21 protein-coding genes and 2 pseudogenes are annotated in these 24,127 nt (G+C 72.9%); 12 read left to right on the forward strand and 11 right to left on the reverse strand.

Features of this window, described 5'->3' with window-relative positions:
• The first annotated feature begins 18 nt into the window (after nucleotides 1–18).
• Nucleotides 19–534, forward strand: a complete 516-nt coding sequence (locus ACZ3IG_RS05870) for a GNAT family N-acetyltransferase (RefSeq protein ID WP_467429427.1) — start codon at nucleotides 19–21, stop codon at nucleotides 532–534.
• A gap of 33 nt (nucleotides 535–567) precedes the next feature.
• Here ACZ3IG_RS05870 and ACZ3IG_RS05875 read toward each other — a convergent pair.
• A pseudogene (locus ACZ3IG_RS05875) lies at nucleotides 568–1,307 on the reverse strand (sulfotransferase family protein).
• A gap of 530 nt (nucleotides 1,308–1,837) precedes the next feature.
• Between ACZ3IG_RS05875 and ACZ3IG_RS05880 the strand changes: the two are divergent.
• A complete protein-coding gene (locus ACZ3IG_RS05880) occupies nucleotides 1,838–2,932 on the forward strand; it encodes an AI-2E family transporter (RefSeq protein WP_467429429.1) in 1,095 nt (364 codons plus the stop codon).
• A 25-nt stretch (nucleotides 2,933–2,957) separates the two neighbouring features.
• Here the strand turns inward: ACZ3IG_RS05880 and ACZ3IG_RS05885 are convergent, their stop codons facing one another.
• The 5 genes and pseudogenes from ACZ3IG_RS05885 to ACZ3IG_RS05905 form a co-directional block, all read right to left on the reverse strand.
• A complete protein-coding gene (locus tag ACZ3IG_RS05885; protein WP_467429430.1) occupies nucleotides 2,958–3,290 on the reverse strand; it encodes a DUF3140 domain-containing protein in 333 nt (110 codons plus the stop codon).
• Nucleotides 3,291–3,296: 6 nt separating this feature from the next.
• The gene (locus ACZ3IG_RS05890) at nucleotides 3,297–3,539 is read right to left on the reverse strand and encodes a hypervirulence associated TUDOR domain-containing protein (RefSeq protein ID WP_467429431.1); all 243 of its coding nucleotides are present in this window, start codon (nucleotides 3,537–3,539) and stop codon (nucleotides 3,297–3,299) included.
• 97 nt (nucleotides 3,540–3,636) lie between these two features.
• Nucleotides 3,637–4,830 (reverse strand): cytochrome P450 family protein, encoded by a 1,194-nt coding sequence (locus ACZ3IG_RS05895; RefSeq protein ID WP_467429433.1) that lies wholly within the window; start codon nucleotides 4,828–4,830, stop codon nucleotides 3,637–3,639.
• 213 nt (nucleotides 4,831–5,043) lie between these two features.
• A complete protein-coding gene (locus tag ACZ3IG_RS05900; protein WP_467429435.1) occupies nucleotides 5,044–6,336 on the reverse strand; it encodes a YeeE/YedE family protein in 1,293 nt (430 codons plus the stop codon).
• A gap of 298 nt (nucleotides 6,337–6,634) precedes the next feature.
• A pseudogene (locus ACZ3IG_RS05905) lies at nucleotides 6,635–7,030 on the reverse strand (MOSC domain-containing protein); the annotation flags it as partial.
• 175 nt (nucleotides 7,031–7,205) lie between these two features.
• On the opposite strand from ACZ3IG_RS05905, the gene ACZ3IG_RS05910 reads away from it, so the two are divergent.
• On the forward strand, nucleotides 7,206–7,439 hold the full coding sequence (locus ACZ3IG_RS05910; protein ID WP_215166335.1) for a hypothetical protein: 234 nt from the start codon (nucleotides 7,206–7,208) through the stop codon (nucleotides 7,437–7,439).
• Between the two features lie 61 nt (nucleotides 7,440–7,500).
• On the forward strand, nucleotides 7,501–8,007 hold the full coding sequence (locus tag ACZ3IG_RS05915; protein WP_467429436.1) for an NUDIX hydrolase: 507 nt from the start codon (nucleotides 7,501–7,503) through the stop codon (nucleotides 8,005–8,007).
• 58 nt (nucleotides 8,008–8,065) lie between these two features.
• Here the strand turns inward: ACZ3IG_RS05915 and ACZ3IG_RS05920 are convergent, their stop codons facing one another.
• From ACZ3IG_RS05920 to ACZ3IG_RS05930, 3 genes are all read right to left on the reverse strand, one after another.
• On the reverse strand, nucleotides 8,066–8,689 hold the full coding sequence (locus ACZ3IG_RS05920) for a DUF998 domain-containing protein (RefSeq protein ID WP_467429438.1): 624 nt from the start codon (nucleotides 8,687–8,689) through the stop codon (nucleotides 8,066–8,068).
• Nucleotides 8,690–8,738: 49 nt separating this feature from the next.
• Nucleotides 8,739–9,815 carry an NADH:flavin oxidoreductase/NADH oxidase gene (locus tag ACZ3IG_RS05925; RefSeq protein WP_467429439.1) on the reverse strand — a complete coding sequence of 359 codons (1,077 nt, stop codon included), beginning with the start codon at nucleotides 9,813–9,815 and terminating at the stop codon, nucleotides 8,739–8,741.
• A gap of 81 nt (nucleotides 9,816–9,896) precedes the next feature.
• The gene (locus ACZ3IG_RS05930; RefSeq protein ID WP_467429441.1) at nucleotides 9,897–10,805 is read right to left on the reverse strand and encodes an NADP-dependent oxidoreductase; all 909 of its coding nucleotides are present in this window, start codon (nucleotides 10,803–10,805) and stop codon (nucleotides 9,897–9,899) included.
• A gap of 433 nt (nucleotides 10,806–11,238) precedes the next feature.
• Here ACZ3IG_RS05930 and ACZ3IG_RS05935 point away from each other — a divergent pair, with 433 nt between their 5' ends.
• Together ACZ3IG_RS05935 and ACZ3IG_RS05940 are read left to right on the forward strand one after the other, a co-directional pair.
• Nucleotides 11,239–11,895, forward strand: a complete 657-nt coding sequence (locus ACZ3IG_RS05935; protein ID WP_467429442.1) for a response regulator — start codon at nucleotides 11,239–11,241, stop codon at nucleotides 11,893–11,895.
• Nucleotides 11,896–12,129: 234 nt separating this feature from the next.
• Nucleotides 12,130–13,662, forward strand: coding sequence for an amidohydrolase (locus ACZ3IG_RS05940; RefSeq protein WP_467429444.1), 1,533 nt, complete (start codon nucleotides 12,130–12,132; stop codon nucleotides 13,660–13,662).
• Between the two features lie 96 nt (nucleotides 13,663–13,758).
• On the opposite strand, the gene ACZ3IG_RS05945 is transcribed toward ACZ3IG_RS05940, so the two are convergent.
• Nucleotides 13,759–14,595, reverse strand: a complete 837-nt coding sequence (locus tag ACZ3IG_RS05945) for an alpha/beta fold hydrolase (RefSeq protein WP_467429445.1) — start codon at nucleotides 14,593–14,595, stop codon at nucleotides 13,759–13,761.
• A 434-nt stretch (nucleotides 14,596–15,029) separates the two neighbouring features.
• On the opposite strand from ACZ3IG_RS05945, the gene ACZ3IG_RS05950 reads away from it, so the two are divergent.
• The 4 genes from ACZ3IG_RS05950 (at nucleotide 15,030) to ACZ3IG_RS05965 (ending at nucleotide 21,162) form a co-directional block, all read left to right on the forward strand.
• Nucleotides 15,030–17,774 carry a helix-turn-helix transcriptional regulator gene (locus tag ACZ3IG_RS05950; protein WP_467429448.1) on the forward strand — a complete coding sequence of 915 codons (2,745 nt, stop codon included), beginning with the start codon at nucleotides 15,030–15,032 and terminating at the stop codon, nucleotides 17,772–17,774.
• Between the two features lie 88 nt (nucleotides 17,775–17,862).
• A complete protein-coding gene (locus tag ACZ3IG_RS05955) occupies nucleotides 17,863–18,594 on the forward strand; it encodes an alpha/beta hydrolase (RefSeq protein WP_467429450.1) in 732 nt (243 codons plus the stop codon).
• A 143-nt stretch (nucleotides 18,595–18,737) separates the two neighbouring features.
• A complete protein-coding gene (locus tag ACZ3IG_RS05960; RefSeq protein ID WP_467429453.1) occupies nucleotides 18,738–19,997 on the forward strand; it encodes an ABC transporter substrate-binding protein in 1,260 nt (419 codons plus the stop codon).
• Nucleotides 19,998–20,133: 136 nt separating this feature from the next.
• On the forward strand, nucleotides 20,134–21,162 hold the full coding sequence (locus ACZ3IG_RS05965; RefSeq protein ID WP_467429454.1) for a helix-turn-helix domain-containing protein: 1,029 nt from the start codon (nucleotides 20,134–20,136) through the stop codon (nucleotides 21,160–21,162).
• Nucleotides 21,163–21,349: 187 nt separating this feature from the next.
• Here the strand turns inward: ACZ3IG_RS05965 and ACZ3IG_RS05970 are convergent, their stop codons facing one another.
• On the reverse strand, nucleotides 21,350–22,258 hold the full coding sequence (locus tag ACZ3IG_RS05970) for an SDR family oxidoreductase (RefSeq protein WP_467429456.1): 909 nt from the start codon (nucleotides 22,256–22,258) through the stop codon (nucleotides 21,350–21,352).
• 275 nt (nucleotides 22,259–22,533) lie between these two features.
• Here ACZ3IG_RS05970 and ACZ3IG_RS05975 point away from each other — a divergent pair, with 275 nt between their 5' ends.
• Nucleotides 22,534–23,166 (forward strand): CBS domain-containing protein, encoded by a 633-nt coding sequence (locus tag ACZ3IG_RS05975; protein WP_467429458.1) that lies wholly within the window; start codon nucleotides 22,534–22,536, stop codon nucleotides 23,164–23,166.
• 80 nt (nucleotides 23,167–23,246) lie between these two features.
• Nucleotides 23,247–24,074, forward strand: coding sequence for a lysozyme (locus tag ACZ3IG_RS05980; RefSeq protein ID WP_467429459.1), 828 nt, complete (start codon nucleotides 23,247–23,249; stop codon nucleotides 24,072–24,074).
• The last annotated feature ends 53 nt before the right edge of the window (nucleotides 24,075–24,127 follow it).

Genomic DNA, 24,127 nt, shown 5'->3' on the forward strand with positions numbered 1-24,127 from the left:
CCCACCCTGGAGGAACCGATGCCCGGCGTCGTCCGCCCCGCCCTCGCCGACGACCGACCGGCCGTGGAGCGGCTGTGGCTGATGTTCCGTCATGACCTGTCGGAGCTGGACGGTTCGCTGCCCGGCGGGGACGGGGCCTTCCGCAGCGACCGGCTGCACTCGGCCTTCACGGACGCCGACTGGGCACCGTACCTCTTGCTGAGCGGTGACAGTCCGGCCGGTTTCGCGTTCGTCCGCGCGCTGCGCGGTCCGGCGCGGATCATGAACAGTTTCTTCGTCGTTCGGGGTGCTCGTCGGACCGGGATCGGGCTGCGGGGTGTTCAGGAGGTCGTCGCCAGGCATCCGGGGCCGTGGGAGATCCCCTTCCAGGACGCCAACGCGCCCGCGGTCGCGTTCTGGCGCCGCGCCGCCACGGAGATCGCCGGGGCCGCCTGGACCGAGGAGCGCAGGCCGGTGCCGCACCGGCCCCAGGTGAAGCCGGACGTGTGGATCTCGTTCACCACGGCCCCGGCCACGACCGCGGACCGCGGCTGACCGGCACGGCGGCGGGCCGCTCGGCGCGGCTTCTCAACAGGGGTAGTCCCAGGCGCGCGCGATGCCGCGCAGCGGCGCCGGCAGGTCCTCGGGGAGCGGCAGCGGGCGGGCCTGCTGGACCGACCCGGACTTGAGGTTGTCGCTCCGGTCGCCGATGCACGGCACGAACGGCCCGTGATCGCCCCTGCGGTACTCCAGCATGCCGGGCGTCCGCCGGACGCCGAGGAAGGCGCAGAGCTCGCGGGTGGTCCGCTCCGGCTGTTCGGTCAGTTCCTCGTGGCGGACGGTCAGCCCCGGCAGCGCGGTGCGCGCCGCCTGCACGGCTTCGGCATAGCCGCGCACCTCCCGGGCGGTGGCGTCGAGGTCGCGGTCCGGACGGTTGTTGATCAGGGAGCTGACCATCGAGGCCGGGTGGCGCAGCAGGAAGACGTAACGGGCCCGCGGCCAGCCCTCGTGGAGCCGCTCCCAGACACCCGCGTTCCCGGGTGTCTTGTCGACGATGATCTTCTTGCCGCTGCGCACCAGCTCGCGGTGAGGGACCCGGTCCCACAGCAGGTACTCCAACTTCCGCTGGTCCAGCTGGAGTTCCGCCATCGCTTTCTTGGTGTACGGCTTGGCCAGGTCGACCGTGAGGGTCCGCAGATGCATCTCGTGCGGGGCCCGGATCTCCGGGGGTGGTTGTCGAGGAGCACCCGCAGCAGGGTGGAGCCGGAACGCACGGAGGAGATCACGAACACCGGTTCCGGTACGAGCCGCCGGGCCGACTCGGGCACGGGGGGGTTCCGCGAGTCTGCGCAGCCGCCGCCGTATGCCGCGCGCCACCCGGCGCATGTCCGTTCCCGTACCGTTCGACATCGGCACCGCGCTTCCTGCCCTCGACCTGCGGTTCTGGACCCCCCCTGTTGGCCGCTCGACCACAACGCGGGTCACCCCCGGGACCGCAGGGGCGAGAGATGAATCCGATGAAACACGGGCGTGCCGTGGGACCACCTCACCCTGCGGGCCGCTGCGGCCCTCGATTCCGGCTCTTGGCGGCGATCCGCTCCCGCAAGGGTCTCCCGTACCGTCGGCCACTCGTCCGCGAGCAGGCTGTAGTACAGCGAGTCGCGGCGGGTGCCGTCCTGGCGGCGCATGTGGCCACGGAGCGCGCCCTCGTGGACCGGGCCGAGACGGGTCAGGGCGCGCTGGGAACGCTCGTTGAGGTTGCCCGTGCGCGGCGCGAGCCGGGCGAGCCCCAGGTCCGGCTCCGTCTCCGGGCACTCGCCGGCTGAATCGTGGTGGCGGGAGCCATAGGGTGAACCCCATGTCTGTCACGTTGAGTTCCGCGAGAACCCGCGCCGCGCTCCGTACCGGGGCTCGCATCTCCGTCGACCTGTTGCTGCTTCTCGCGATGCTCGCGGTGACCCTCTGGCTCCTCGGCCGGATGTGGTCGGTCGTGTGGCCGCTGGTCGTCGGGCTGCTGCTCACCACGCTCACCTGGCCCCCGGCCCGCTTCCTGCGCCGGCACGGCTGGCACCCGGCCCTGGCCGCGTCCACCGTGACCGTGATGTTCCTGCTGGCCGCCGCCGGGGTGGTGGCCTTGATCGCGGTACCGATGGCCTCGCAGACCGACGAGTTGACCGACGGCGTCGTCGAGGGCATCCAGCGGCTGCGCGAGTGGGCCGCGGGACCGCCGCTGAACATCGGTGACGCCCAGATCACCAGTGCCGTGGACTCCGCGATGGCCCGTATCCAGGACAGTGTCGGCAGTGTGGTCGACACCGTCGCCACGGGTGTGGGCACCGTCGTCAACGGACTGGTCACCGCCGTGCTCGCGGTCTTCCTGATGTTCTTCTTCCTCAAGGACGGGCCGCGGTTCCTGCCCTGGCTCACCCGCCAGTTGCCCGGCCGGCTCGCCACCGACATCCCGGCCGTCGCGTCCCGCAGCTGGAACACCCTGGGGTCCTTCGTGCGCTCCCAGGCGCTCGTGGGGGTGCTGGACGGCGTCTTCATCGGCCTCGGCCTGTGGATCCTCGGGGTGCCGCTGGTGCTGCCGCTCGTGGTGCTGACGTTCGTGTCCGCGTTCGTACCGATCATCGGCGCGCTCTTCGCCGGTTTCGTCGCGGTCCTCATCGCGCTGGTGTCCAACGGGCCGACGGACGCGCTGATCGCGCTGGCCATCATCATCGTGGTGCAGCAGTTGGAGGGGAACGTGTTCCAGCCGATCATCCAGAGCCGCGGGCTGGGGCTGCACGCCGCGGTGATCCTGCTGGCGGTGACGCTGGGCGGCAGTCTGGCCGGCATCGTGGGCAGCCTGCTGGCCGTGCCGGTCGCCGCGCTGATCGCGGTGGTGTGGAACTACCTGCGCGAGCAGCTGACCGACCCGCCCCGCGAGCCGGAGACAGCGGCGACCGGGTGAGCACGGAGGCGGCCGTCCGCCGGGGTCACGCCAGCGGGTCGTGGCCCCAGTTCATCAGCGAGTACCGCCACCTGGTGTCCGAGACGTCGCCCGACGGCCGCTGGGCCAGATGCCGGTGGACGTAGCCGACGACCTTGCGCATGTGGGCGTAGTCGTCGTCGGTGAGGTCGGCCTTCCTGGCGCGCAGGATCTTCACGATCCGACGGCCGGAGGCGTGGCCGGTGGACTCTCCCCCGTCCTTGTGCTGCCCCGCGTCCTTCGACTCCTCGGTGGACAGCCATCTCTCCAGGTCGGCCGGTGTCATGTTCACCAGGTCACGGAAGTCGTGCCAGGTCTCCTCGTGCTCATCGCCGCCCACGCCGGTTCACTTCTTCCTCTTGAGAGCGGACGGCTTGTGCACGGCGGCCTTGCCCGACTTCTCGCTGCGCACCTGGTACTGCGGGTCGTCCGGGGAGGCGTCCACCGTGCGGCCGGCCGCCTCCGTCCGCTCGGTGATCCTCTTCTCCACCTCGCCCTCGGCCTCACCGCCGTGGCTGCTCCAGGCGACCTTGTCGCCCTTCCTCAGCCTCTTGTCCTCGCCGTCGCCCTTGTCCCGGCTCTTGGCCATGGCCCGCTCCTTCGTGGCTCCCGCGTACCGGACCGCTCCCGGCCGTCGCCCTTCCAGCGTGGGCCGTCGCGGTCCGTCCCGCACCCGCGCGGCCCCGCTACGGGGTGACCCGCACCGGCAGGCTGTGCGGGCCGCGGATCAGCATGCCGGCGCGCCAGGTGATCGCGGCCGGATGGATGTCCAGGTCCAGGCCGCCGCAGCGGTCCAGCAGCGTACCGATGGCGATACGGGCCTCCAGACGGGCCAGCGGCGCGCCCAGGCAGTAGTGGATGCCGTGACCGAACGCGATGTGGCCGCGGGCGTCCCGGGTGATGTCGAAGCGGTCGGGTTCCGGGAAACGGTCCGGGTCGCGGTTGGCGTCGGCCAGGGCGACGAGGACGAGTTCGCCGCCGCCGGGCACGGTGGTGCCGCCGATGGTCATCGGCTCGGTGGTGAAGCGGTACGTCGGGGTCTCCACCGGTGAGTCGAAGCGGAGCATCTCCTCGATCGCGTTGCCCATGAGGCCCGGGTCCGCGCGCAGGGCGGCCAGTTGCTCCGGATGGGTGAGCAGGGCGAGGACGCCGTTGGAGATGAGGTTGACGGTCGTCTCGTGACCGGCGACGAGCAGCAGCCAGGCCATGCCGAGGAGTTCCCTCGGCGAGAGGGAGTCGCCGTCCTCGTCCGAGCCGTGGATCAGGGCGCTCATCAGGTCGTCGCCGAGGTGCCGGCGCTTGTCCTCGATCAGCTCGGCCAGGTAGCCGACCATGGCGGTGGCGGCGGCCGCGCGCTGCGCCGGGTCGGTGGCGCCCAGTGCGTCGTTCGACCAGGTGCGAAAGGACCTGCGGTCCAGGTCCGGGACGCCGAGCAGATCGCAGATGACGGAGATCGGCAGTGGGAAGGACAGCGCCTCGACCAGGTCGACGCGTCCGCCGGGGGCGGCGAGCATGGCGTCGACGAGTTCGTCGGTGGTCTTCTGGACGCGCGGCGCGAGCTGCTCCACGCGCCGTGCGGTGAACTCCCGGGCGACCAGCTTCCGCAGCCGGGTGTGGTCGGGCGGGTCCGCGCGGAGCATGTGCGGGCCGGCGGAGATCGCGCCGTGCCGGAAGGAGGGCGCCGCGTTGTCCCAGTTCTTGGAGAGCCTGGGGTCCGTCAGCGCGGCGCGTCCGGCCTCGTGGCCGACGACGAGCCAGGCGTCCATGCCCTCCGGCATCCGAATGCGGTGGACGGGGCCCCGGGCCCGTAAGCGCGCGTAGACGGGATACGGGTCGCGGGTGAAGGACTCACCGAGCGCGGCGAGATCGACGACGGTCATACTGCTGCACCTCACTGGGGGCCGGTTGCGAGAACGGCGCTCACCAGGATGGTGGCCGCCCGGCACCCGGTCCAGAGGGAGTCCCCCGGGCGGCGGGCACGGCGGCCGGCTCGGTCGGCGGCCGTCCACCGAAGCGGGGGTGGTACGGACCGTCGTCCGTACCGTCCGTACCACCCCCGCTACCGTCTCACTCCTCGGACGGATGCCGTCCGTTCAGCAGACGCCGTCGCCCGGCTTGGGATTGCCCAGACCGAACAGCGGACGCAGCTTGAGACCGACCCAGGTGCCGGCCAGCGCGACGGCGCCCCACACCCAGCCGCTGAGGCTGCCCGAGGCGATGCCCGCGAGATAGGCACCGATGTTGCAGCCGCCGGCCAGGCGCGCGCCGATGCCCATCAGCACACCGCCGAGCACCGACGCGACCGCCGTGCGCCAGGGGATGCCGCGGTGCAGGGCCCAGCTGCCGCCGAGGGCCGCGGCCACGGCCGCGCCGATCATGATGCCGATGTCGGTGAGGCTGGTCTTGTCGGCGAGGACCGGGCCGGCGAGCATGCCGGCGTTGCCGGGCTGCTTCCACCACGTCCAGTTCTCCGGGTGACCGCCCAGCGCTCCCACCAGTTCCGATCCCCACAGACTGAAGGCGCTGGTGACGCCCCAGGCACCGCCGGAGACCAGCAGCACGCCCGCGCCCAGCACGGCCAGCGCCAGGGCGCCGGCGGCCAGCGGCCACGAGCCGCGCAGCACTCGGACGGCCGCGCCGCGCGCCGAGGGGACGGGGCCGAGCGGCGGCGGGTTGCGGCGGGCCTGGACACGGCGCGAGACGAACACCACCAGCAGCAGCGCGGCGATGGTCACCGCCCAGGAGCCGAACCAGCCGATGTGGTCGGACAGCACGACCGGGTCCCAGGCCGGCAGGTCCTTCCACAGGTCGAACTGCCAGGCGGCGAGCGTGGCGCCGGCGACGAACCCGGCGAGGGTCAGCACCACCGAGGTCTGTCCCGAGCCGACGGCGAAGAGCGTGCCGGAGGCGCAGGCGCCGCCGAGCTGCATGCCGACCGCGAAGAGCGCCGAGCCGACGACGAGGCCGACGCCGAGCGAGCCGCCCGAGGGGGCCGGCTGGGAGCCGAACAGCCCCGTACCGGTGCCGATGATCACCGCGAACAGGGTGGCGGTGGTGCCGAGCAGCAGCGTGTGCGCCCGCAGTCCGGTGCCGTTGCCGACCGCGACCAGCTGGCGCCAGGCCGAGGTGAAGCCGAAACGGGAGTGGAAGAGGGCGACGCCGAGGCCGAGCCCCAGCAGGAGCAGTACGCCGGGCTTGGCGCCGTGCGCGGACCACACGTAGGCGGTCAGGGCCGCGGCCAGCAGCCCGGCCACGACGAGGGGCGTGCGCCGGACCGGGGGCAGGGGCGGTGCGTCCGGCCGGGCCGAGGAGGTGGGGGAAGGGGTGAACAGGCCGGCGGGCACGCGCGGCGGCGCGGCCGGCCCGGCGGGCGGGGCGGTGGTCACGGATGGTCTCCGGGGGGTGCACGGGGGCGACGGGCGGGGGCACGGGGCGCCCGACGGCGCGGGTGGCGCGGACGGGACGGGTCTCAGGGGCGACAGAGACCGTCGTCGACGCACCACGCGGAGTTCGCGAACAGCGCGAGGCACAGCAGGGGAGCCGATACAGACATGCGTGCGAATATACGGAACCTAAGCCTCCGGAAGCCACGTCGTCTCGCTATGCGGTCAGCCTTCTGAGACGGACGAGACGACGGAGGCGACAGAGACGACAGAGACGACGGGGCCGTACCGGGCCGGGTGGTCAGACGCGGTCCAGCGGCCGGTGCGGCCCGGGGGGCAGTTCCGCGGTGATCGGGTCGCCGGGGCGGACCACGCCGCCCTCCCGCACGACGGTCATGATCCCGGCCTTGCGCACGATCCTGCCCTCCTCGTCCCGGCCCACCACCCGCTTGAGCAGGCCGTCCTGGAACGCGTCGATCTGCAGACAGGGGTCGCGCAGGCCGGTCACCTCCAGCACCGCCGTGCCACCGAGGCGCGGCAGTGCGCCGACCGGCAGGCCGAGGAGGTCGAGGCCGCGAGTGGTGACGTTCTCGCCGAGTTGGCCGGGCGCGGCCTGGAAACCTTCTTCGCCGACCTCGGTGAACAGTTCCTCGTGGATGAGGTGGACCTGGCACGGGTTCGGCCGGGTGGGGTCCTGCTGCTGACCGCTGCCACTGTCCCGCGCATACTCCGCGTCCCCCTCCGCGTCGACAAGACGGTGACGACCCTGACCCTCGTGCGCACACCTGCGGCAGAGGATCTGCCCTCAGGAGCCGCTCCGCGGGCCCCGCGTTCCGCGTGCGTACCGTCGCCGCCACCCGCACGCTGGTGACATGGCTGCGACGCACCCGGTGACCGTGTACCCGCCCGACGACGACGGAGCCCGGCGTGTGCGGGTGGACGGCGAGATCCTCGGCCGGGCGTACAGCGTGCGGGACATCGCCCGTTTCCTGCAGGAGGCCGGGCTGCAGGGCTGGGACGAGATGGACGTGGTCCGTTCGCGGCTGATCGACTGGCGCGGCGGCGGGCCGGGCGAGTGGACGGCGGGCGGGACGAGCGGGTCGTGACCCCCACGGTCTCCCTCAGACCTCTGACCCGGCGCGGTGCCCGGTCTCCTGGCATGACGCGGTGCCCGATCAGGAAACGTACCGCCGCCGCTCCGCCCGTGTCGTGCTCGTCGTCGAGACGGGCCGGGTCCTGCCGCTCGGGTCCCGCACCGACCCGGACGCTCCCGGCAGGGGCCACGACCGGTCCGCTCCCGGAGGGGGCGTGGAGGAGGGCGAGACCCTCGCGCAGGCCGCCGCGCGGGAGCTGTTCGAGGAGACGGGGCTGTCCGTCATGCCGGAGGCGCTCGGCTCCCCCGTGGCCCAGACGTCCGGCCACGCCGACCTGGGCTGGGCCAAGGGGCACTTCCTGGACGTCTTCTTCCACCTCCGGGTCGGGGACCACCAGGTCGACACCGCCGGTCAGGAGGAGCACGAGGCCCGCCACCACGCGGGGTACCGCTGGTGGACCGTGGACGAACTGAGCGTCGGCTCCGAGGCCGTTCACCCGCTCGGCCTCGGTGACCTGGTCGCCGATCTGCCCGCCGGACGGATCCCTGCCGAGCCGCGCCGGTTGCCCTGGCGCCACTGACGGGCCGACGCCCTTGCACCACAGGCACCACAGGCACCACCGGCACCACCGGCACGATCTACGGATGCCCGGCGGGCTGCTCGTCCCGCTGCCGGGAGCGGCTCCCGGCACGGGCGAGGCACGAGCTGACCACGACGAACGGCCACACGGACTGGACGGACGTCACGACCCGTTCAGCCAGCCCCGCGGCACCCTGCCGCTGCATCTCGATCATGAACCAGACCCCGCCCACCGCCATCAGCGCGGTCGCGGCGATGGCGGGCCCGGGCCGCAGGGCCCAGGGAGCCGCGCCGCCGCCCCACGCGGCCAGCACCGGCCACACCGCGAGGAGCGTGAAGCCGATCACGGTCGCGGTGCCGTGGCGCAGGGAACCCCCGCTGCTCGGCGCGGGCAGCGCCACCACGACGAACGCCGCCACCCCGCCGCCGCCGAGTGCCAGGCGGCCGGCGTTGGCGGCGGCCCGCAGCCCCCAGGCGGTCAGCAGATGGCAGACGCCCAGGGCGGCCAGCGCCCCGTTCATCACCCAGTACCCGGGCGCTCCGTAGGCCGCCAGGACACTGATCGTCCGGGTGAGGGGGTCGTAGCCGGGCCCTTCCAGGGCCGCCGCGATCGTCCAGCCCGCGATGAGCAGGACGGGCGCACACCCGGAGGAGAGCAGGGCCCAGCGGGGAACAATTCGCACCGGACCACCATAAAACGCACAGGTCCGGTCAGCGCCCGGTCAGGGTCGGTCAGGGACGCCAGCCGTACTGCGGGGGGATCCGCACGTCGCCGCCGAGTTCCCGGGCGGCGCGCCGGGCCCAGGTGGGCTCGCGCAGCAGCTGCCGGCCGATCAGGACCGCGTCGGCCTCACCGGCGGCGAGGATCTTCTCCGCCTGGCCGGGGTCGGAGATCTCGCCGACGGCGGCCACCGGCATGTCCGTCTCCCGCTTGATCCGGGCGGCGAACGGCACCTGGTAGTTCGGGCCGACCGGGATGGTCACGCCTCCGGCGTTGCCGCCGGTGGAGACGTCCATCAGGTCCACGCCGTGCTCGGTCAGGACCCGGGCCAGGGCGACCGACTCGTCCGGGGTCCAGCCGCCCTCGTCCAGCCAGTCGGTGGCCGACAGACGGAAGAAGAGCGGGAGGTCGTCCGGCCAGACCTCGCGCACGGCGTCGACGACCTCGACGGCGTAGCGGATGCGGTTGTCGAAGTCGCCGCCGTACTGGTCGGTGCGCCGGTTGCTGTGCGGGGAGAGGAAGTTGCCGATCAGGTAGCCGTGGGCGCCGTGGATCTCGACGACCTGGAAGCCGGCGGCGAGGGCGAGCCGGGCGGAGGCACGCCACTGGTCGAGGGTCTCGCGGATCTCCTCGACGGTGAGCTCGTGCGGGACCTTCAGGCCGGGGTACGGCTCGGCGCTCGGGCCGACCGGGGTCCAGCCGTGCTCGTCCGGCCCGACCGGGCGGTCGCCCTTCCAGGGCTGGCTGGTGGAGGCCTTGCGGCCGGCGTGGGCGAGCTGGATGCCCGCGACGGTGCCCTGGCTCTTGAGGAAGTCGGTGATGCGGCGCAGTCCGCCGGCCTGTGTCTCGTTCCACAGGCCGAGGTCGTGGGGCGAGATGCGGCCCTCGGGCGAGATGCCGGTGGCCTCCAGGATGACGAGGCCCGTGCCGCCCGCCGCGCGGGCGCCGTAGTGCTGGAAGTGCCAGTCGTTGGCCACACCTTCGGCCAGGCCGTCGGGGGCGGCGGAGTACTGGCACATCGGCGGCATCCAGACCCGGTTGGGGATGGTCACCGAGCGCAGGGTGTAGGGCTCGAACAGAGAACTCACAGAAAACTCCTGGTAGGGGTAAGGGAGAACATCAAGCGTCGTACGGCCTTCCGGGGCCGGACCTCGCCGGAACCGGCGCCGTCAGCCGACCCGGAGGACGATCTTTCCCCGGGTGTGGCCTTCCTGGCTGAGCCGCCAGGCCTCCGCGGCCCGGGCGAGCGGCAGCACGCGGGCGATCGGGACCCGCAGCTCCCCCGCGTCCGCCAGGGCCCCGAGCTCGGCCAGGCCGGCACTGTCCGGACGCACCCACACGTAGTGGCCGCCCTTGGAGAGCACCGCGTCGTCGACGATCGACGCGAGCCGCCGCGGGCTGCCGAGCAGACGGAGGGAGAGGTCGGCGGCGTCACCGCCGATGAAGTCCAGCGCGGCGTCGACCCCTCCGGGGGCCAGGGCGCGGACCCGGTCGACGAGTCCGGGTCCGTAGGTCACCGGCTCGGCGCCCAGTTCCCTGAGGAAGGGGTGGTTGGCCTCGCTCGCCGTGCCGATGACGCGGGCGCCCAGCGCCTTCGCGATCTGCACGCCGAGCGATCCCACGCCGCCGGCCGCCGCGTGCACCAGCACGGTGTCGCCCGCGGTCACGCCGACGCGCCGGACCGCCTGGTGGGCGGTGAGTCCGGCCAGCGGCAGAGCTGCGGCCTCCTCCCAGCTCAGGGCGGCCGGCTTGGGGGCGAGCAGACGTACGTGGGCCGAGACCAGCTCGGCGTACGCGCCCGACTGGACCTGGTCCTTGCGGAGGTAGCCGACCACCTCGTCGCCCACCGCGTACTCGTCGACGTCGAACCCGACGGCCTCGACGACCCCGGCCACGTCCCATCCGGGGACGAGGGGGAAGCGCACCTCCATGAGCGCGTCGAGGTGACCCGCGGCCAGCTTCCAGTCGACCGGGTTGACCCCGGCGGCCTTCACCCGGACCAGGACCTCACCCGGCGCGACCTTGGGATCGGGAATTTCGGCCCGCTCCAGAACGTCTGCCGATCCGTATCGGCGCATCACAACAGCTTGCACACATCGACATTACCACTTCGCAGATACCCGCATTCGCAATATACGGCGTACGCAAGCATCTCTGAGGGTGCGCCCGACCGGCACCGGGCGGGCTCCCTACGTCACATTCGCGTCGCACCCGCACCCCGCCACGGAGAGCGCGGGAGAGCGCACCGGAGAACCCACCCGTCCGATGAGCAACTGATTCAGCAGACACTTCTACGACAAGCAGACCGCACAGGTCACAGCCCTCGTACACCGAAGCCGATCCACTACTCGCGTTCGATTTACCTGGCCTTGTTCCGACCCGGAAGCACCCTTGAACTGCCGCACAACCGACCGGAAATGACTTTCCGGGCGGAGGGGCGAGAGATCTAGCCTTGTTCGCAGCATGCACAAAAGGGGGACTTGTGGCCACACTTGGCGAAAAGGTTTCAGAATGACCGTGGGGGTGTTGATCGTCGACGACCACCCTCTGTTCCTCCAGGGTCTGCGGGTCGCTCTGGACCCCGAAGACGACTTGAGAGTGGTCGGGGAGGCGGGCAGCGGTGAGGAGGCGGTGGAGACCGTCGCCCGCCTCGGACCCGCCGTGCAGGTGGTCCTCATGGACCTGCGGCTGCCCCGGATGCCGGGAGTGGAGGCGATCCGCGCGATCACCTCGAACGCCGCCGGCCACCGGCCGCGGGTGCTCGTCGTCTCCCAGTACGAGGACGACGACGAGGTGGTGGCGGCGCTGCGCGCGGGCGCCCACGGCTATGTGGCCAAGGAGGCGTCCCGGGACGAACTGCTGCGGGCGGTACGGACGGTGGCCGAGGGCGGCGCGGTCTTCAGCGCCTCCATCGCCGAACGGCTGGGCACGTACTTCTCCGCCCTCCACGAGTTCCCCGGCCGGCTCGCCTTTCCCCAGCTCACCAACCGGGAGCGGGAGATCCTCGACCTGCTGGCCCGCGGGCACACCAACCGGCGGATCGCCCGACACCTGGTCCTGTCGGACAAGACGGTACGCAACCACGTGTCCCACATCTTCGCCAAGCTCCAGGTCACCAACCGCGACGACGCCATGATCCGGGCGCGGGACGCCGGCCTGGGCACATGACGCCGCCCGGGAATCCCCTGGCGCGAGCGGTCAGCCCGTACCGCCCGGGCGCCGCTCGTGGGCCGGTTCGGCGACCAGCGCGGTCAGGCGGGGCCGGCGTCGTCGGCGCGTTCCGGCTGTCACCGCCTCGACACGCGTCGCTGGAATCCGACCAGCCCCTTGCCCAGCCCGGCCGGCCCGGCCATGCGTGACATGCGTGACATGCGTGACATGCGTGACATCAGGAGGACACCCGTGACGACGCCCACCACGACCACCACCACGACCACCACAGCCGCCACGTTCACCGCGCCGCCGGTCACCCTGGCGCGGGTCCGCCTCGGGGCGGGCGGACCGCTGAGCGACGTACGGGTCGAGAAAGGGCTGGTCACCGCCGTGTACCCGGCGGGCGGCGCGCCTCGCGCCCCGGGCGAGCGCCTCGATCTGGACGGCCGTACCCTGCTTCCCGGTCTCTGGGACGCGCATGTGCACATGGTGCAGTGGGCCGGGGTGCGCCGTCGGCTCGACCTGTCCGGTGCCGGGTCGGCCCGGGCGGCGGCCGACGCGGCGGGCCGAAGGGCCGTCGCCCTGCCGCCCGGTGAGATCCTCGTCGGCTACGGCTTCCGCGACGGGCTGTGGCCGGACACCCCCGGCAAGGAACTCCTGGACGCGGTCGCCGGGGACCGGCCCGTACTGCTGATCAGCGCCGACCTGCACTGCGCCTGGCTGAACTCGGCCGCCCTCGCCGCCCTCGGGCACGGCGACCATCCGACGGGGCTGCTGCGGGAGGGCGCGGGCATGCGGGCGACAGCCGACCTGACCGCCGTGTCCGACGAGGTGACGGACCGGTGGGTGCACGAGGCGTGCGCCGCGGCTGCCGCCCGCGGTGTCACCGGGGTCATCGACTTCGAGTACGCCGACAACATCACCCACTGGACCCGGCGGGCCCGCACCGCCCCGATGCCGCTGCGGGTGGCGGCGTCCATCTGGCTGCCGCACCTCGACGCGGCGATCGAACGGGGGCTGCGCACCGGGCAGGTGCTGGACACGCCGGGCGGCCTGCTCCAGGTCGGGCCGTTCAAGCTGCTCACCGACGGCTCGCTCAACACCCGTACCGCGCTGTGCCACGACGCCTATCCGGGCCTGGACCCCGGTACGCCCGGCGCGCACGGGCTGGAGGAGGTGTCGCCGGCCGACCTGGTGGCACTGCTGCGGCACGCGTCCTGCCACGGCATCCAACCGGCCGTGCACGCCATCGGGGACCGCGCCAACGAGATGGCGCTGGACGCCTTCGAGGCGGTGCGCTGCCACGGCCGCGTCGAGCACGGTCAGTTGCTGGCCACCAAGGACATCCCGCGCTTCGCCGAGCTGGGCGTCACCGTCGGGGTGCAGCCGACTCACGCGGTGGACGACCGGGACGTGGCCGACCGGCACTGGAGCGGCCGTACCCACCGGGCGTACGCCTTCGCCGATCTGCTGCGGGCCGGGGCCGTCCTGGAGCTGGGGTCCGACGCGCCGGTCGCGCCGCTCGACCCGTGGCTGACCATCGCCTCCGCCGTGGCCCGGACGGACGGTGAGCGGGAGCCGTTCCACCCCGAGCAGCGCATCCCGGTGGCCGACGCGCTCGCGGGGTCCACGCGGGGCAGGCGGCTGATCCGGGTCGGTGACCCGGCCGACCTGGTGGTGACCGACGCCGACCCGCTCGACGCGGACGCGCGCACGCTGCGGGAGATGCCGGTGCACGCGACGATGCTGGCCGGCGCCTGGACCCACCGCGGACCGTCCTGACCCCGGCCGCCGCTCGGGGTGCGCCCCGAGGAGGGGTCCTCGTCCCCGAGCGGTGCGGAGCCGACCGCGGTGTGGATCAGCGGACCCCCTGCGGGCTCACTTCCCCAGGAAGGCCAGGAGCGCGTCGTTGACCTCCTGCGCGTGGGTCCACAGCAGTCCGTGCGGGGCGCCCTCGATCTCCACGTACTCGGCGGACGGCAGCGCCTCGTGGAACCGCCGCCCCGTCGCCTCGACCGGCAGGATCCGGTCGCCCGTGCCGTGCAGGATCAGGGCCGGCACGTCGATGGCCGGGATGTCGGCCCGGAAGTCGGTGTACCAGGTCGAGGGCGCGGCAGCCGCGGCGAAGAAGCCGCCGGCCGCCGCGACGTTCCAGCTGTTGCGCACGGCCTCCTCGCTGATCCGGGAGCCGAGGTTCTCGTCGAGGTTGTAGAAGTCCTTGTAGAAGTCCGTGTAGTACGCGTAGCGGTCCGCCTTGACGGCCGTGACGACACCGTCGAAGAACTCCTGCGGAGCGGCACCGTCGGGGTTGTCGTCGGTCTTGAGCAGCCAGGGCTCCAGCGACGCCAGGAAGGCGACCTTGGAGATCCGGGCGGAGCCGTAGGCGGACACGTACCGGGCGACCTCGCCGGTGCCCATGGAGAAGCCGACCAGGACGGCGTCCCGCAGGTCGAGGGTCTCCAGCACGGTGTTCAGGTCGGCCGCGAAGGTGTCGTAGTCGTACCCGGTCGTCGGCCGGCTGGACTGCCCGAAGCCGCGGCGGTCGTACGTGATGACGCGGTGGCCCGCGTCCAGCAGGGCGGCGCTCTGGCGTTCCCAGGAGTGTCCGTCGAGCGGGAAGCCGTGGATGAGGACGACCGGCTGTCCGGTGCCGTGGTCCTCGTAGTAGAGGTCGATGGTGGTGGAGTTCTCCCGACCCACGGTGATGTAAGGCAAGGTCTCTTCCTTCGTTCGGTGTGACTGGTGCGCGCGCGGACGCGCTCCGGCTGCGACGAGACGGGGCGCCGCGTGGACCGGCTCGGCTGTCCGGCGGCCGGCGCCCGCGGTCCGTGTCATGCGCGGCACGGGACGGCAGCACGCTAGGGCGGACGTCTCGCCCTGTGTTGTCCTGGAGCGCATCGCTTCTTGCCTGGCAGCGCCAGGTGAGGTGCGCGACATCCCCCGGCGCACCGCGTCCGCCGCTCCCCCGCCGGAAGGCGGCGTGCTCACGGGTCCTGCCGCTGAAGGGGCGGGCCACGGCCGGGCGGCCGTCCGGGTGCGCGCAGGGAACAGTTAGAGTGCGTGGAGAGACAAGGCCCCCAGAAGGGTGGTGCCCGGCGCGGTGGGAGACCGGCCTCGGCGGGCGAGTGCGCATGGGGTGGATCGTAGGAATGTCAGGAGCAGGCGGTCCGCTGTCCCGCAGCGGTCTGCGAGGCCGGGAGGCCGAGCTCGGCGAGCTGGAGGCGCTGATCGCCTCCGTGGCCCGCACCGGAAGCGGCGGGTTGGCGCTCCTTCAGGGCGAACCGGGCATCGGCAAGACCACGCTGCTCGCCGAAGCCGTCTCCAAAGCCAGGTCGGCGGGGTTCTCCGCCGGCGTCGGCAAGGCCGATGAGCTGCATCACCTCGTGCCGCTGTCGTCACTGGCGGCCTGCGTCCTGCAAGGTGATCGGCCTCTGCTGTCCGGTGATGCCTTCGCCGATCTGGCCCGCAATCACGACCAGCGGATCTGGCTGGTGGAACGCCTGGCCGAAGTGATCGAGGCCAGAGCGGGCGGCGTGCCGGTACTGATCGGCCTGGATGACGTGCAATGGGCCGATCCGCTGAGCCGCTTCGCCCTGCAGCAGCTGCCGGCACGGCTGCGGACCTCGCCGGTGCTGTGGGTGCTGGCCGGACGACGGGAGCCGGCGGGCCCGTCGGAGGAGATCGTCGCGGCCGCGGCCGGACACCTCACGACCGTCACCGTGCCCCTGGGTCCCCTGACCGGCGCGGCCATCGCCCAACTGGCCGGAGACGCGCTCGGGACGGCGGCCGACGCGCGGGTACGGGAACTGCTCGACGGAGCGGGCGGGAACCCGTTCCTGGCCGTCGAGATGCTCGCGGGTCTGCGCACCGCCGAGGCCCCGGACACCCTCGTACCCCCGGGGCTCGTGGTGGGCGTGCGCGGCAGGCTGAGGTCCCTGAAGCCCGACACCCTGCGCTTCCTCCAGATGGGCGCGGTCCTGGGACGCAGGTTCGGCTTCGACGACGCCGCCGCGCTCTGCGGCCGGCCGGCCGCCACCCTCATCGCGGCGCTGGAGGAGGCCGTGCGCGCGGGGCTCCTGGACGACGACGGTGATCACCTGGTCTTCCGGCACGACCTCCTGCGCCAGGCGGTCTACGCCGACATCCTGCCGTCGGCCCGCAAAGCACTGCACCGGGAGGCCGCGCGCGGCCTGGTCGCCGCCGGCCACCGGCCGATCGACGCGGTGCCGCACATCCTGCGGGGCGCCCTGCCCGGAGACGAGGAAGCCGTGGCTCTGCTGCGGCGCGCGGCCGACGACGTGCTGCCGGTCACCCCGGACCTCGCGGCCGACCTCATGACGCGCGCTCTGGAACTGGTGCCGTCGGCACGGCCGTCGAGGTTCGCGGTGGGGGAACAGGCGATCCTGTGCCTGACCCGGGCCGGCCGGAGCCGAGACGCCCTGTCCACGGGCGACGGGCTGCTGGCCGGCCGGCCACCGCTGGAGGTGTTCAGCCGGCTGCAGGCCGCCCTCGGCGGGACGCTGTGGAACATGGACCTCGCCGGGGAACTGCGCCGCCGGACCGAAACCGCCCTCGCCACGGGAGGCGCCGCCCCGGAGATCGCGGCGAGGCTGGCCGCCCTGCGCGCCCTGGCCCTGTCCCGGGAGCACGATCTGGCCGCGGCGCGCGAGGCGGGCGAGGAAGCGCTGCGTGCCGCCACCGACACCGGTGACCGGGAGGCACACGTCCTGGCCCTGTCCGGGCTCGGTGAGACCGCGCAGAACGCGGGTGAGAACGCCGTCGCCCTGGAGCGCTTCACCGCGCTGAGCGCCATCGACCCCGCCTTCCTGCCCGAAGAGATCGTCGCGCACCTGCATGTGGACGACTTCGCGTCCGGGCAGCGGCTGCTCCCGCGGGCGACGGAGGCCGGGACGACGCGTCAGGCGATGCTGCTGTGGGCCCAGGGCCAGCACGATCTGGGCCTCGGCCGGCTCGATGACGCCGACGCCGACTTCGCGACCATGGAACACCTGGAGGACGAGGTGCGGGTACCCGTCCAGCAGGTGAACGGCCGCGTGATCCGCTCCCGGATCGCTCTGCTGCGCGGCGACCGGGAAGCGGCACGGGAGCATCTGCACGCGGCGCGGGAGAGGCTGGCGGCCAGACCGAACCCGGGCAACACGGCCGCGGTGCGGTTCCTGGAAGCCGTCCACGCGGAGGCGGACGGCGACATCGGCCTCGCCGTCGTCAAGGTCCGGCAGGTGCAGCGGGAGGGGGCCTTCATGCGCTGGCGGCTCCTGCGCGACTGGGTCGACTCCGCGATACGCATGGCCCTGGGCGGGGCGGACCACGAGCTCGCCGAGGACCTCGCCGCACAGGCCGGCGCCCACGCCGGACGCAACCCCGCCGTGCCGACCGCCACGGGCGTCGCGGCCCAGGCCCTCGGACTCGTACGGAACGATCTCGCCCTGCTCGAACGCTCCGTGGAACTGCTCGACGCGAGCCCCCGCCCGCTGGTCCGGGCGGCCGCGTCCGCGGATCTCGGACAGGCCCTCCTGGCGGCGGGCCGGAAGCAGCGGGCGGTGGCCGCGCTGACCCGCGCCCGTGACACGTTCGCCGAGTCGGGCGCCCACGCCGCGGCGGCACGGGCCCAGGGGGCGCTGCGGGACGCGGGGGCCGCCGGCCGCGGGACAGGGCCCGTGCAGCGCCCCGTGCAGGGTTGGGGTGCGCTCACGGCCTCGGAGAGGAAGATCGCGCGCCTGATCGCCCAGGGCCACACCAACCGGTCGGCCGCGGACCTGCTCGTGGTGTCCCCGCACACGGTCAACACCCACCTGACGTCCGTCTTCCGCAAACTGTCGGTCAACTCCCGGGTTCAACTGGCCAACGTGGTCATGGCCCTGCCCGACAGCTGAGGGAGTCCATTGGTACGTTCACGCGATGCCGTACCGGACTCGGCCGCGTACGACTGGGACGTTCCCACACCGTCGGAGGTCACCAGGCATGCACGGACCCAGCTCCGCACCGCCGACCATCGTGCTGGTGCACGGCGCGTTCACGGGCGCCTCGTCCTGGGCGGAGGTCATCGGTGTGCTGCACGCCGACGGACTGACCGTGCGCGCCCCGGCGAATCCGCTGCGCGGTCTGGCACAGGACGCCGCCTACCTGCGGAGCATGCTGCGTGGCATCGACGCGCCGGTCGTCCTGGTCGGCCACGACTACGGTGGCGCGGTCATCACCCAAGCCGCCGCCGACGCCGACAACGTCGTGGCCCTGTGCTACGTCGCGGCGTTCGGCCTCGACGCCGGCGAGTGCGTCCTGGACATCCTGAACCGCTTCGCCCCCGCGCCGGCCGCCGACGCGACTCGCACCGTCGCTCTGCCCGCTCGGTTGCCCGGCGGTCCGGGCAGCGAGCTGTACCTCCGCGCGGAGCTGTTCGCGCAGGTCTACGCCGCCGACCTGTCGCCCGCCGTCAAGGAGCTGCTGTCCGTGGCCCAACGCCCGATCGCCTGCGACGCGCTGACCGGTCGAGCGGGACCGCCGGCCTGGGCCTCCATGCCGTCCTGGTACGCCATCGCGACCGCCGACCGGATGCTCAACCCCACCGCCCAGCGCTTCATGGCACAGCGCATGGCGGCCATCGAGCACGTGCTGGACGGGTCGCACGCCGTGGTGCTGTCGCGGCCCGATGCCGTGGCGGCGATGATCCGGGAAGCCGCCGGACAGGGACGATGACCGCAGCGGCGAGCGGGCCTCACGAGTGCCACGTGTCATGAGGCCATCGAGGGCGTTTAAGATGCGTTCGAACAGAAAACACCCATCTGGATGCCCTGACGGCTCGTGGAGTCCGCAGGCCGTCACTCCGCAAAGGCACTCGCATGATGTCACCGGCCGGACGGCCGACGCGGCGCACCGCCGTCCGCCGGGCCGGAGCCCTGGCGCTGGCACTGGCACTGGCGACCGCCGGGTGCGCCGGTGGAACCGGTGCCGGATCCGCCACCGGCGAGGTCACCTCCATCACCGTGCTCGACTACTACACCCAGCGGTCCGAGCACACCCAGTGGAACCAGGTGCTCACCGCGTGCGGCAGGACCGCCGGCGTCCGGGTCGAGCACACGAGCGTCCCGCCGGCGTCCCTCGTCCCCAGGGTCCTGCGGCAGGCCTCGTCGCGGACCCTTCCCGACCTGCTGATGCTGGACAACGCCGACCTCCAGCAGGTCGCGCAGACCGGCGCGCTGACCCCGCTGGACCAGTACGGCGTGGACACCGGCGGCTTCGCCGAGGGCATCCTGTCGGCGGGCACGTACGACGGAAAGGTGTACGGGCTGGCCCCCTACGTCAGCACGGTCGCCCTCTTCTACAACAAGGACATGCTCGCCGAGGCCGGTGTCGCCGTACCGAGGACCTGGGACGAGCTGAAGGAGGCGGCCGCGGAGCTGACCCGGCCCGGGCGCCACGGCATGGCGGTCGACGCGAGCGCCACGTTCGAGAGCAGCTGGCAGTTCCTGCCCTTCCTGTGGTCCAACGGCGGGCACGAGAAGCAGCTGGACACCCCGCAGGCCGCACAGGCCCTCCAGCTGTGGGTCGACCTGGTGAAGAGCGGGTCCATGTCGAGGTCGGTGCTCAACTGGACGCAGGCCGACGTCCACGACCAGTTCGCCGCCGGCCGCACGGCCATGATGATCAACGGGCCGTGGCGGATCGCCGCCCTGAACGACGACGCGGACCTGCGCTGGGGAGTGGCCCCGGTGCCCGTCCCCCGGGCGGGGCAGGCCCCGGTCACGCCGCTCGGCGGTGAGGTGTGGACCGTCCCGCAGAGCTCCTCCGAGGAGCGGCAGAAGAAGGCCGCCGAGGTCCTCACCTGCCTGAACAGCGCGTCCAACACGCTCACCCTGGCCAAGCAGCACTTCACCGTGCCGTCCCGCACCGCGGTCGCCGCCCGGTATGCCGCACAGGACCCGACGATGGCCGTCTTCGTCGAGAGCACGCGAGGAGCGCGCGTCCGTACCGGCGAACTCGGCGTCCGGTGGCCCAAGGCGGCGACCGGGATCTACACCGCGATCCAGTCCGCGCTGACAGAAGAGCAGACACCGCAGGAAGCTCTCCGGCGTGCGCAGCGGATCGCGACCAGTGACTGAGCGGTCTCCCGATGGCGCCGGTGTGTCGGTGTTCGCCCTGGTCCGCCGTTGATCTAGCGGGTTCACGCGATGTGCCGCCCCCGGCCCGGCTGGCACGGTGTCGCTGAAGGCAGACACCAGTCGAAGGGCGAAGATCATGGCGCCGGATGTCCAGGAGAGAAGCGCCCCCGGCAGCTTCCCCACCACCGATCCGCTGTCCGCCCTGGGCAGACGGGCCTACTCGCGCGAGGCCCCGTACCGGACATCCGGCGCCGTGGACATCGTCGTCCCCGACGAGATGTACTCCGGCATGATCCGTGCGACGCCGCTCGGTCCTCTCCAGGCCGTCACCATGGACGGCGACAGCCTGTCCGCCCGGCGCACGCGCCGGCTCGTCGCGCAGTACGGCCAGGACGAGGACGTGGTGGTCAATCTGCTGGTCACAGGAGTCGGCCGGCTGGAGCAGGACGGCCGTGACGCGCTGCTCGGGCCCGGGGACATCTTCGTCTACGACCTGGCACGCCCCCTCCACCTCGAATTCCCCCAGTCGTTCCGGACCAAGTCCCTCGTCGTGCCCAGAGACGTCCTGGGCCTGAGCGGGTCCGACGTGGCGCACATCACCGCCTGCCCGCTCGGCTCCGACACGCCTCTCGGTGGTCTGCTTTCGCCCTTCATCTCCGCGATCGTGGACGGCGCCGGCGACTGCCTGTCGCGCACCAGCGGGCTGATGGCGCGCAACGTCGTGGATCTGCTGGGTGTGCTGGCCGCCGAAGTCATGGGCCGGACCGGCGGCCGGACGACCGGGAACACGCCCGGTGGGAACCTGGCGCTGCTGCTGCGGATCCAGGCGTTCATCGACCGGCATCTCGCGGATCCCGACATGACTCCGCAGACCATCGCCCAGGCCCATTTCATATCCCCGCGCTATCTGCACAAGCTGTTCGAGAGCGAGGAGGTCACGGTCGGCCGGTGGATCCAGCGGCGCCGTCTGGAGGCGTGCCGACGCGACCTGGCACTCCACGGGAACGCCACGATCGCCGCGGTGGCACACCGATGGGGCTTCGCCAGTGCCGCGCATTTCAGCCGCGTGTTCCGGGCCGCCTACGGGATGTCCCCCCGCGAGTGGCGCGGTGCCCAGGACGGGACACCGCAGGTCCCGTCGTCCGCACGGCTCATCGACGCGTGACGCCGGTGGCCGGCACCCGGCGGACCTGAAGCGGTCCGTCACTTCTCGGTCGACGGTCGACGCCCTGCGCCGCGCACCGGGCCGGTGGCCGTTCGAAGGACGTCCCGGCCACCGCCCGAACCCCGCGCACGGCCTGGCCTGCTCCCGGCTCCCACCGCAAGGCCGTCGGGCCGGTCGGACCGCCGCCTCACCCCTCCGGCTCGCCGAGCCGCCCGAGCGCCCGGGGCTCGGCGAGCGCGGCCCGGCCGCCCGTGCCCAGCAGCCCTGTCGGCTCCAACGGCTCCTCGGCGGCCAGGCGGGACAGTTCCCGTCGGGAGACCGCGGTGACGACGGGCGGCATGGCAGCGCGCACCAGTTGGGCCGCGCGCAGCCAGCCGGGTACGTACACGGCCGGCCGGCGCCGTTCGACCGCGTCGGCCAGCCGGCCGGCCACGTGGGCCACCGGGTGGACCTTGCGGGCGGGCGGCGGCAGGTGGCCGCGCAGTTCGCGCAGTACCGCGGACCGGTCGGCGTCGCGGATCATGTCGGTGTCGGTCCAGTTGATGTAGGCGATGCCGACGCCCACCCGCCGGTGGGCCACCTCGGCCCGCAGCGACTGGGCGAACGACTCCACACCGGCCTTCGAGGCGCAGTACGCGCTCATCATGGGCGCCGCTCCGATGGAGGCGAGCGAGGCCACCTGGAGGTAGTAGCCGCGGGTGGTGAACAGGTCGGGCAGGAAGGTCCGCGCGGTCACGGCGCTGCCGACGAGGTTCACCTCGACGACGCGGCGCCAGGTCGCGGGGTCGGACTGGGCGAACGGTCCGCCCTCGGCCACGCCCGCGTTGGCCACCAGCACGGACGGCGCCCCGAGCCGCTCCCGGACCCCGGCGGCGGCCCGGGCCATCGCGGCGTCGTCCGTGACGTCGGCCTCCCAGCACCAGGCTTCCCCGGGCAGCGCGTCCCGCACCCGGACCAGCGTCGCCTCCTCACGGCCCAGCAGGGCCAGCCTCATGCCCCGCCGGGACAGCTCGTGGGCCAGGGCCTCGCCGACACCCCGCGCCGCACCGGTCACGACGGCCGTCCTGCCGTCGAGCGGGCTCACTTTCACCGGCATGCGACCACTCCTCGTGCGCAGTGGGCTCACCGGGTACCTCGTCCGGGCCCCGGTACGCACTCGGCCGAGGTAGGGCAAACTGGTCAGTCCGGGCTGTACAGGCAAGGCTGTCCGAATCGACGGCGGACACGTGAACGGCTGCTCGGACCCCGCGCCGGGGCCGGGTGGCCCTTCCGCGTGACACCGGGGCACCCCTGGGCCCCGCCGGACGTTCTCACCTGCGGAAGGTCGGATGCCGGCCGCAGGGGGCCGGCAGCGGAGAGGAAGATCCTTAAATGAACCACCTGAGGGTGCGCGATCTGATGAGCGACGCCGTCGTCCGCGTCCAGCGCGGCACGCCGTTCAAGGAGATCGCGCACCTGCTGCAGGAGTACGACATCACCGCCGTGCCCGTCGTGGACGCGGACGACCGTCCCGTGGGGGTGGTGTCGGAGGCGGACCTCCTGCAGAAGATCTGGGGCGGGGACACCGCGCCGCCCGGTGGCGCCAAGGCGTCGGCCACGGACGCGGCGGGGCTGATGACCTCGCCGCCGGTCTGCGCCCGGGAGGACTGGAGCGTCGTGGACGCCGCCCGGGTGATGGCCCGTCACGGCATCAAGCGGCTGCTGGTGGTCGACGCGGAGGAGCGGCTGATCGGGGTGGTCAGCCGCAGCGACCTGCTGCGGGTCTTCCTGCGCAAGGACCGGGAGATCCGCACCGAGATCATCGAGGAGGCGCTGGTCCAGACGCTCGGGCTGGCTCCCTCGGCCCTCCAGGTGGACGTGACGCACGGACATGTCGTGCTCACCGGCCGGCTCCCGGAGCACGTGCCGGTCTCCGTGCTGGAGGAGCTGTGCGGGGGTGTGGACGGGGTGGTGGCCGTGGAGTTCAGGGCCGCGGGCGACATGGACGCCGAAGTGACGCGCTGACACCGGCCGCCGTCCGCCGGGGACAGCCGTCCGGACGCGCGCGGGATGCGGCCGGGCGGCCCGGACGGTCGGATGGAGGCGTGCGCAGACCCATAGCCGTGGCGGACGGCCGTTTCCGCCTGCTCGCGTCGGGCAGCCTGCTCGCCGCCCTGTCGATCCTGTTCCCTCCGGCCGCCGTCCCGTCGGCGGCCGACGACACCCCGGTCCGCGGCTCCGCCTACATGGGCATGGGCGTCCTGGCCCACGACGGCGTGGCCGCAAGCCCCGCCGGGACCCGCGCCGTCCAGACGGAAGGCGTGGACGTCTCCAGCCATCAGGGGGACGTCGCCTGGCAGAGCCTGTGGGACAGCGGGGTCAAGTGGGCCTACGTGAAGGCCACCGAGGGCACGTCCTACGTCAACCCCAAGTACGGGCAGCAGTACAACGGTTCGTACGACGTCGGCATGGTCCGCGGGGCCTACCACTTCGCGACGCCGGACACCTCAGGCGGCGGCGCGCAGGCGGACTGGTTCGTCGACCACGGCGGCGCCTGGTCGGCGGACGGCCGGACGCTGCCGGGTGTGCTGGACATCGAGTGGAACCCGTACGGTTCCTCCTGCTACGGCAAGACGCCGGGGCAGATGGTGTCCTGGATCCGTGACTTCGTCGACCGGTACCGGGCGCGGACCGGACGGCACGCGGTGATCTACACCTCCACCAGCTGGTGGAAGCAGTGCACTGGCGACGCCGACGGGTTCGGCGCCGCCAACCCGCTGTGGATCGCCCGGTACGCCGCGACTCCCGGGACCCTCCCGGCCGGCTGGTCCCGGTACACGATGTGGCAGTACACCTCGACCGGTCCGATCGTCGGCGACCACGACCGGTTCGACGGGACCCTGGACCAACTGGCCGCCCTGGCCAGGGGCTGAGCGGGGCGCGTCCGGCGCGGGGCGGCTCTTTTCGGCCAACGAACGCCCGGGAC

The organism is Streptomyces sp. NPDC016677, from assembly GCF_055562815.1.

Excerpts from the sequence above, each read along its gene's own strand:
- ACZ3IG_RS05870 (WP_467429427.1), top strand. The coding sequence starts at position 19 with ATGCCCGGCGTCGTCCGCCCCGCCCTCGCCGACGACCGACCGGCCGTG.
- ACZ3IG_RS05880 (WP_467429429.1), top strand. The coding sequence starts at position 1,838 with ATGTCTGTCACGTTGAGTTCCGCGAGAACCCGCGCCGCGCTCCGTACC.
- ACZ3IG_RS05890 (WP_467429431.1), bottom strand. The coding sequence starts at position 3,539 with ATGGCCAAGAGCCGGGACAAGGGCGACGGCGAGGACAAGAGGCTGAGG.
- ACZ3IG_RS05895 (WP_467429433.1), bottom strand. The coding sequence starts at position 4,830 with ATGACCGTCGTCGATCTCGCCGCGCTCGGTGAGTCCTTCACCCGCGAC.
- ACZ3IG_RS05910 (WP_215166335.1), top strand. The coding sequence starts at position 7,206 with ATGGCTGCGACGCACCCGGTGACCGTGTACCCGCCCGACGACGACGGA.
- ACZ3IG_RS05930 (WP_467429441.1), bottom strand. The coding sequence starts at position 10,805 with ATGCGCCGATACGGATCGGCAGACGTTCTGGAGCGGGCCGAAATTCCC.
- ACZ3IG_RS05935 (WP_467429442.1), top strand. The coding sequence starts at position 11,239 with ATGACCGTGGGGGTGTTGATCGTCGACGACCACCCTCTGTTCCTCCAG.
- ACZ3IG_RS05950 (WP_467429448.1), top strand. The coding sequence starts at position 15,030 with ATGTCAGGAGCAGGCGGTCCGCTGTCCCGCAGCGGTCTGCGAGGCCGG.
- ACZ3IG_RS05955 (WP_467429450.1), top strand. The coding sequence starts at position 17,863 with ATGCACGGACCCAGCTCCGCACCGCCGACCATCGTGCTGGTGCACGGC.
- ACZ3IG_RS05960 (WP_467429453.1), top strand. The coding sequence starts at position 18,738 with ATGATGTCACCGGCCGGACGGCCGACGCGGCGCACCGCCGTCCGCCGG.
- ACZ3IG_RS05965 (WP_467429454.1), top strand. The coding sequence starts at position 20,134 with ATGGCGCCGGATGTCCAGGAGAGAAGCGCCCCCGGCAGCTTCCCCACC.
- ACZ3IG_RS05970 (WP_467429456.1), bottom strand. The coding sequence starts at position 22,258 with ATGCCGGTGAAAGTGAGCCCGCTCGACGGCAGGACGGCCGTCGTGACC.
- ACZ3IG_RS05975 (WP_467429458.1), top strand. The coding sequence starts at position 22,534 with ATGAACCACCTGAGGGTGCGCGATCTGATGAGCGACGCCGTCGTCCGC.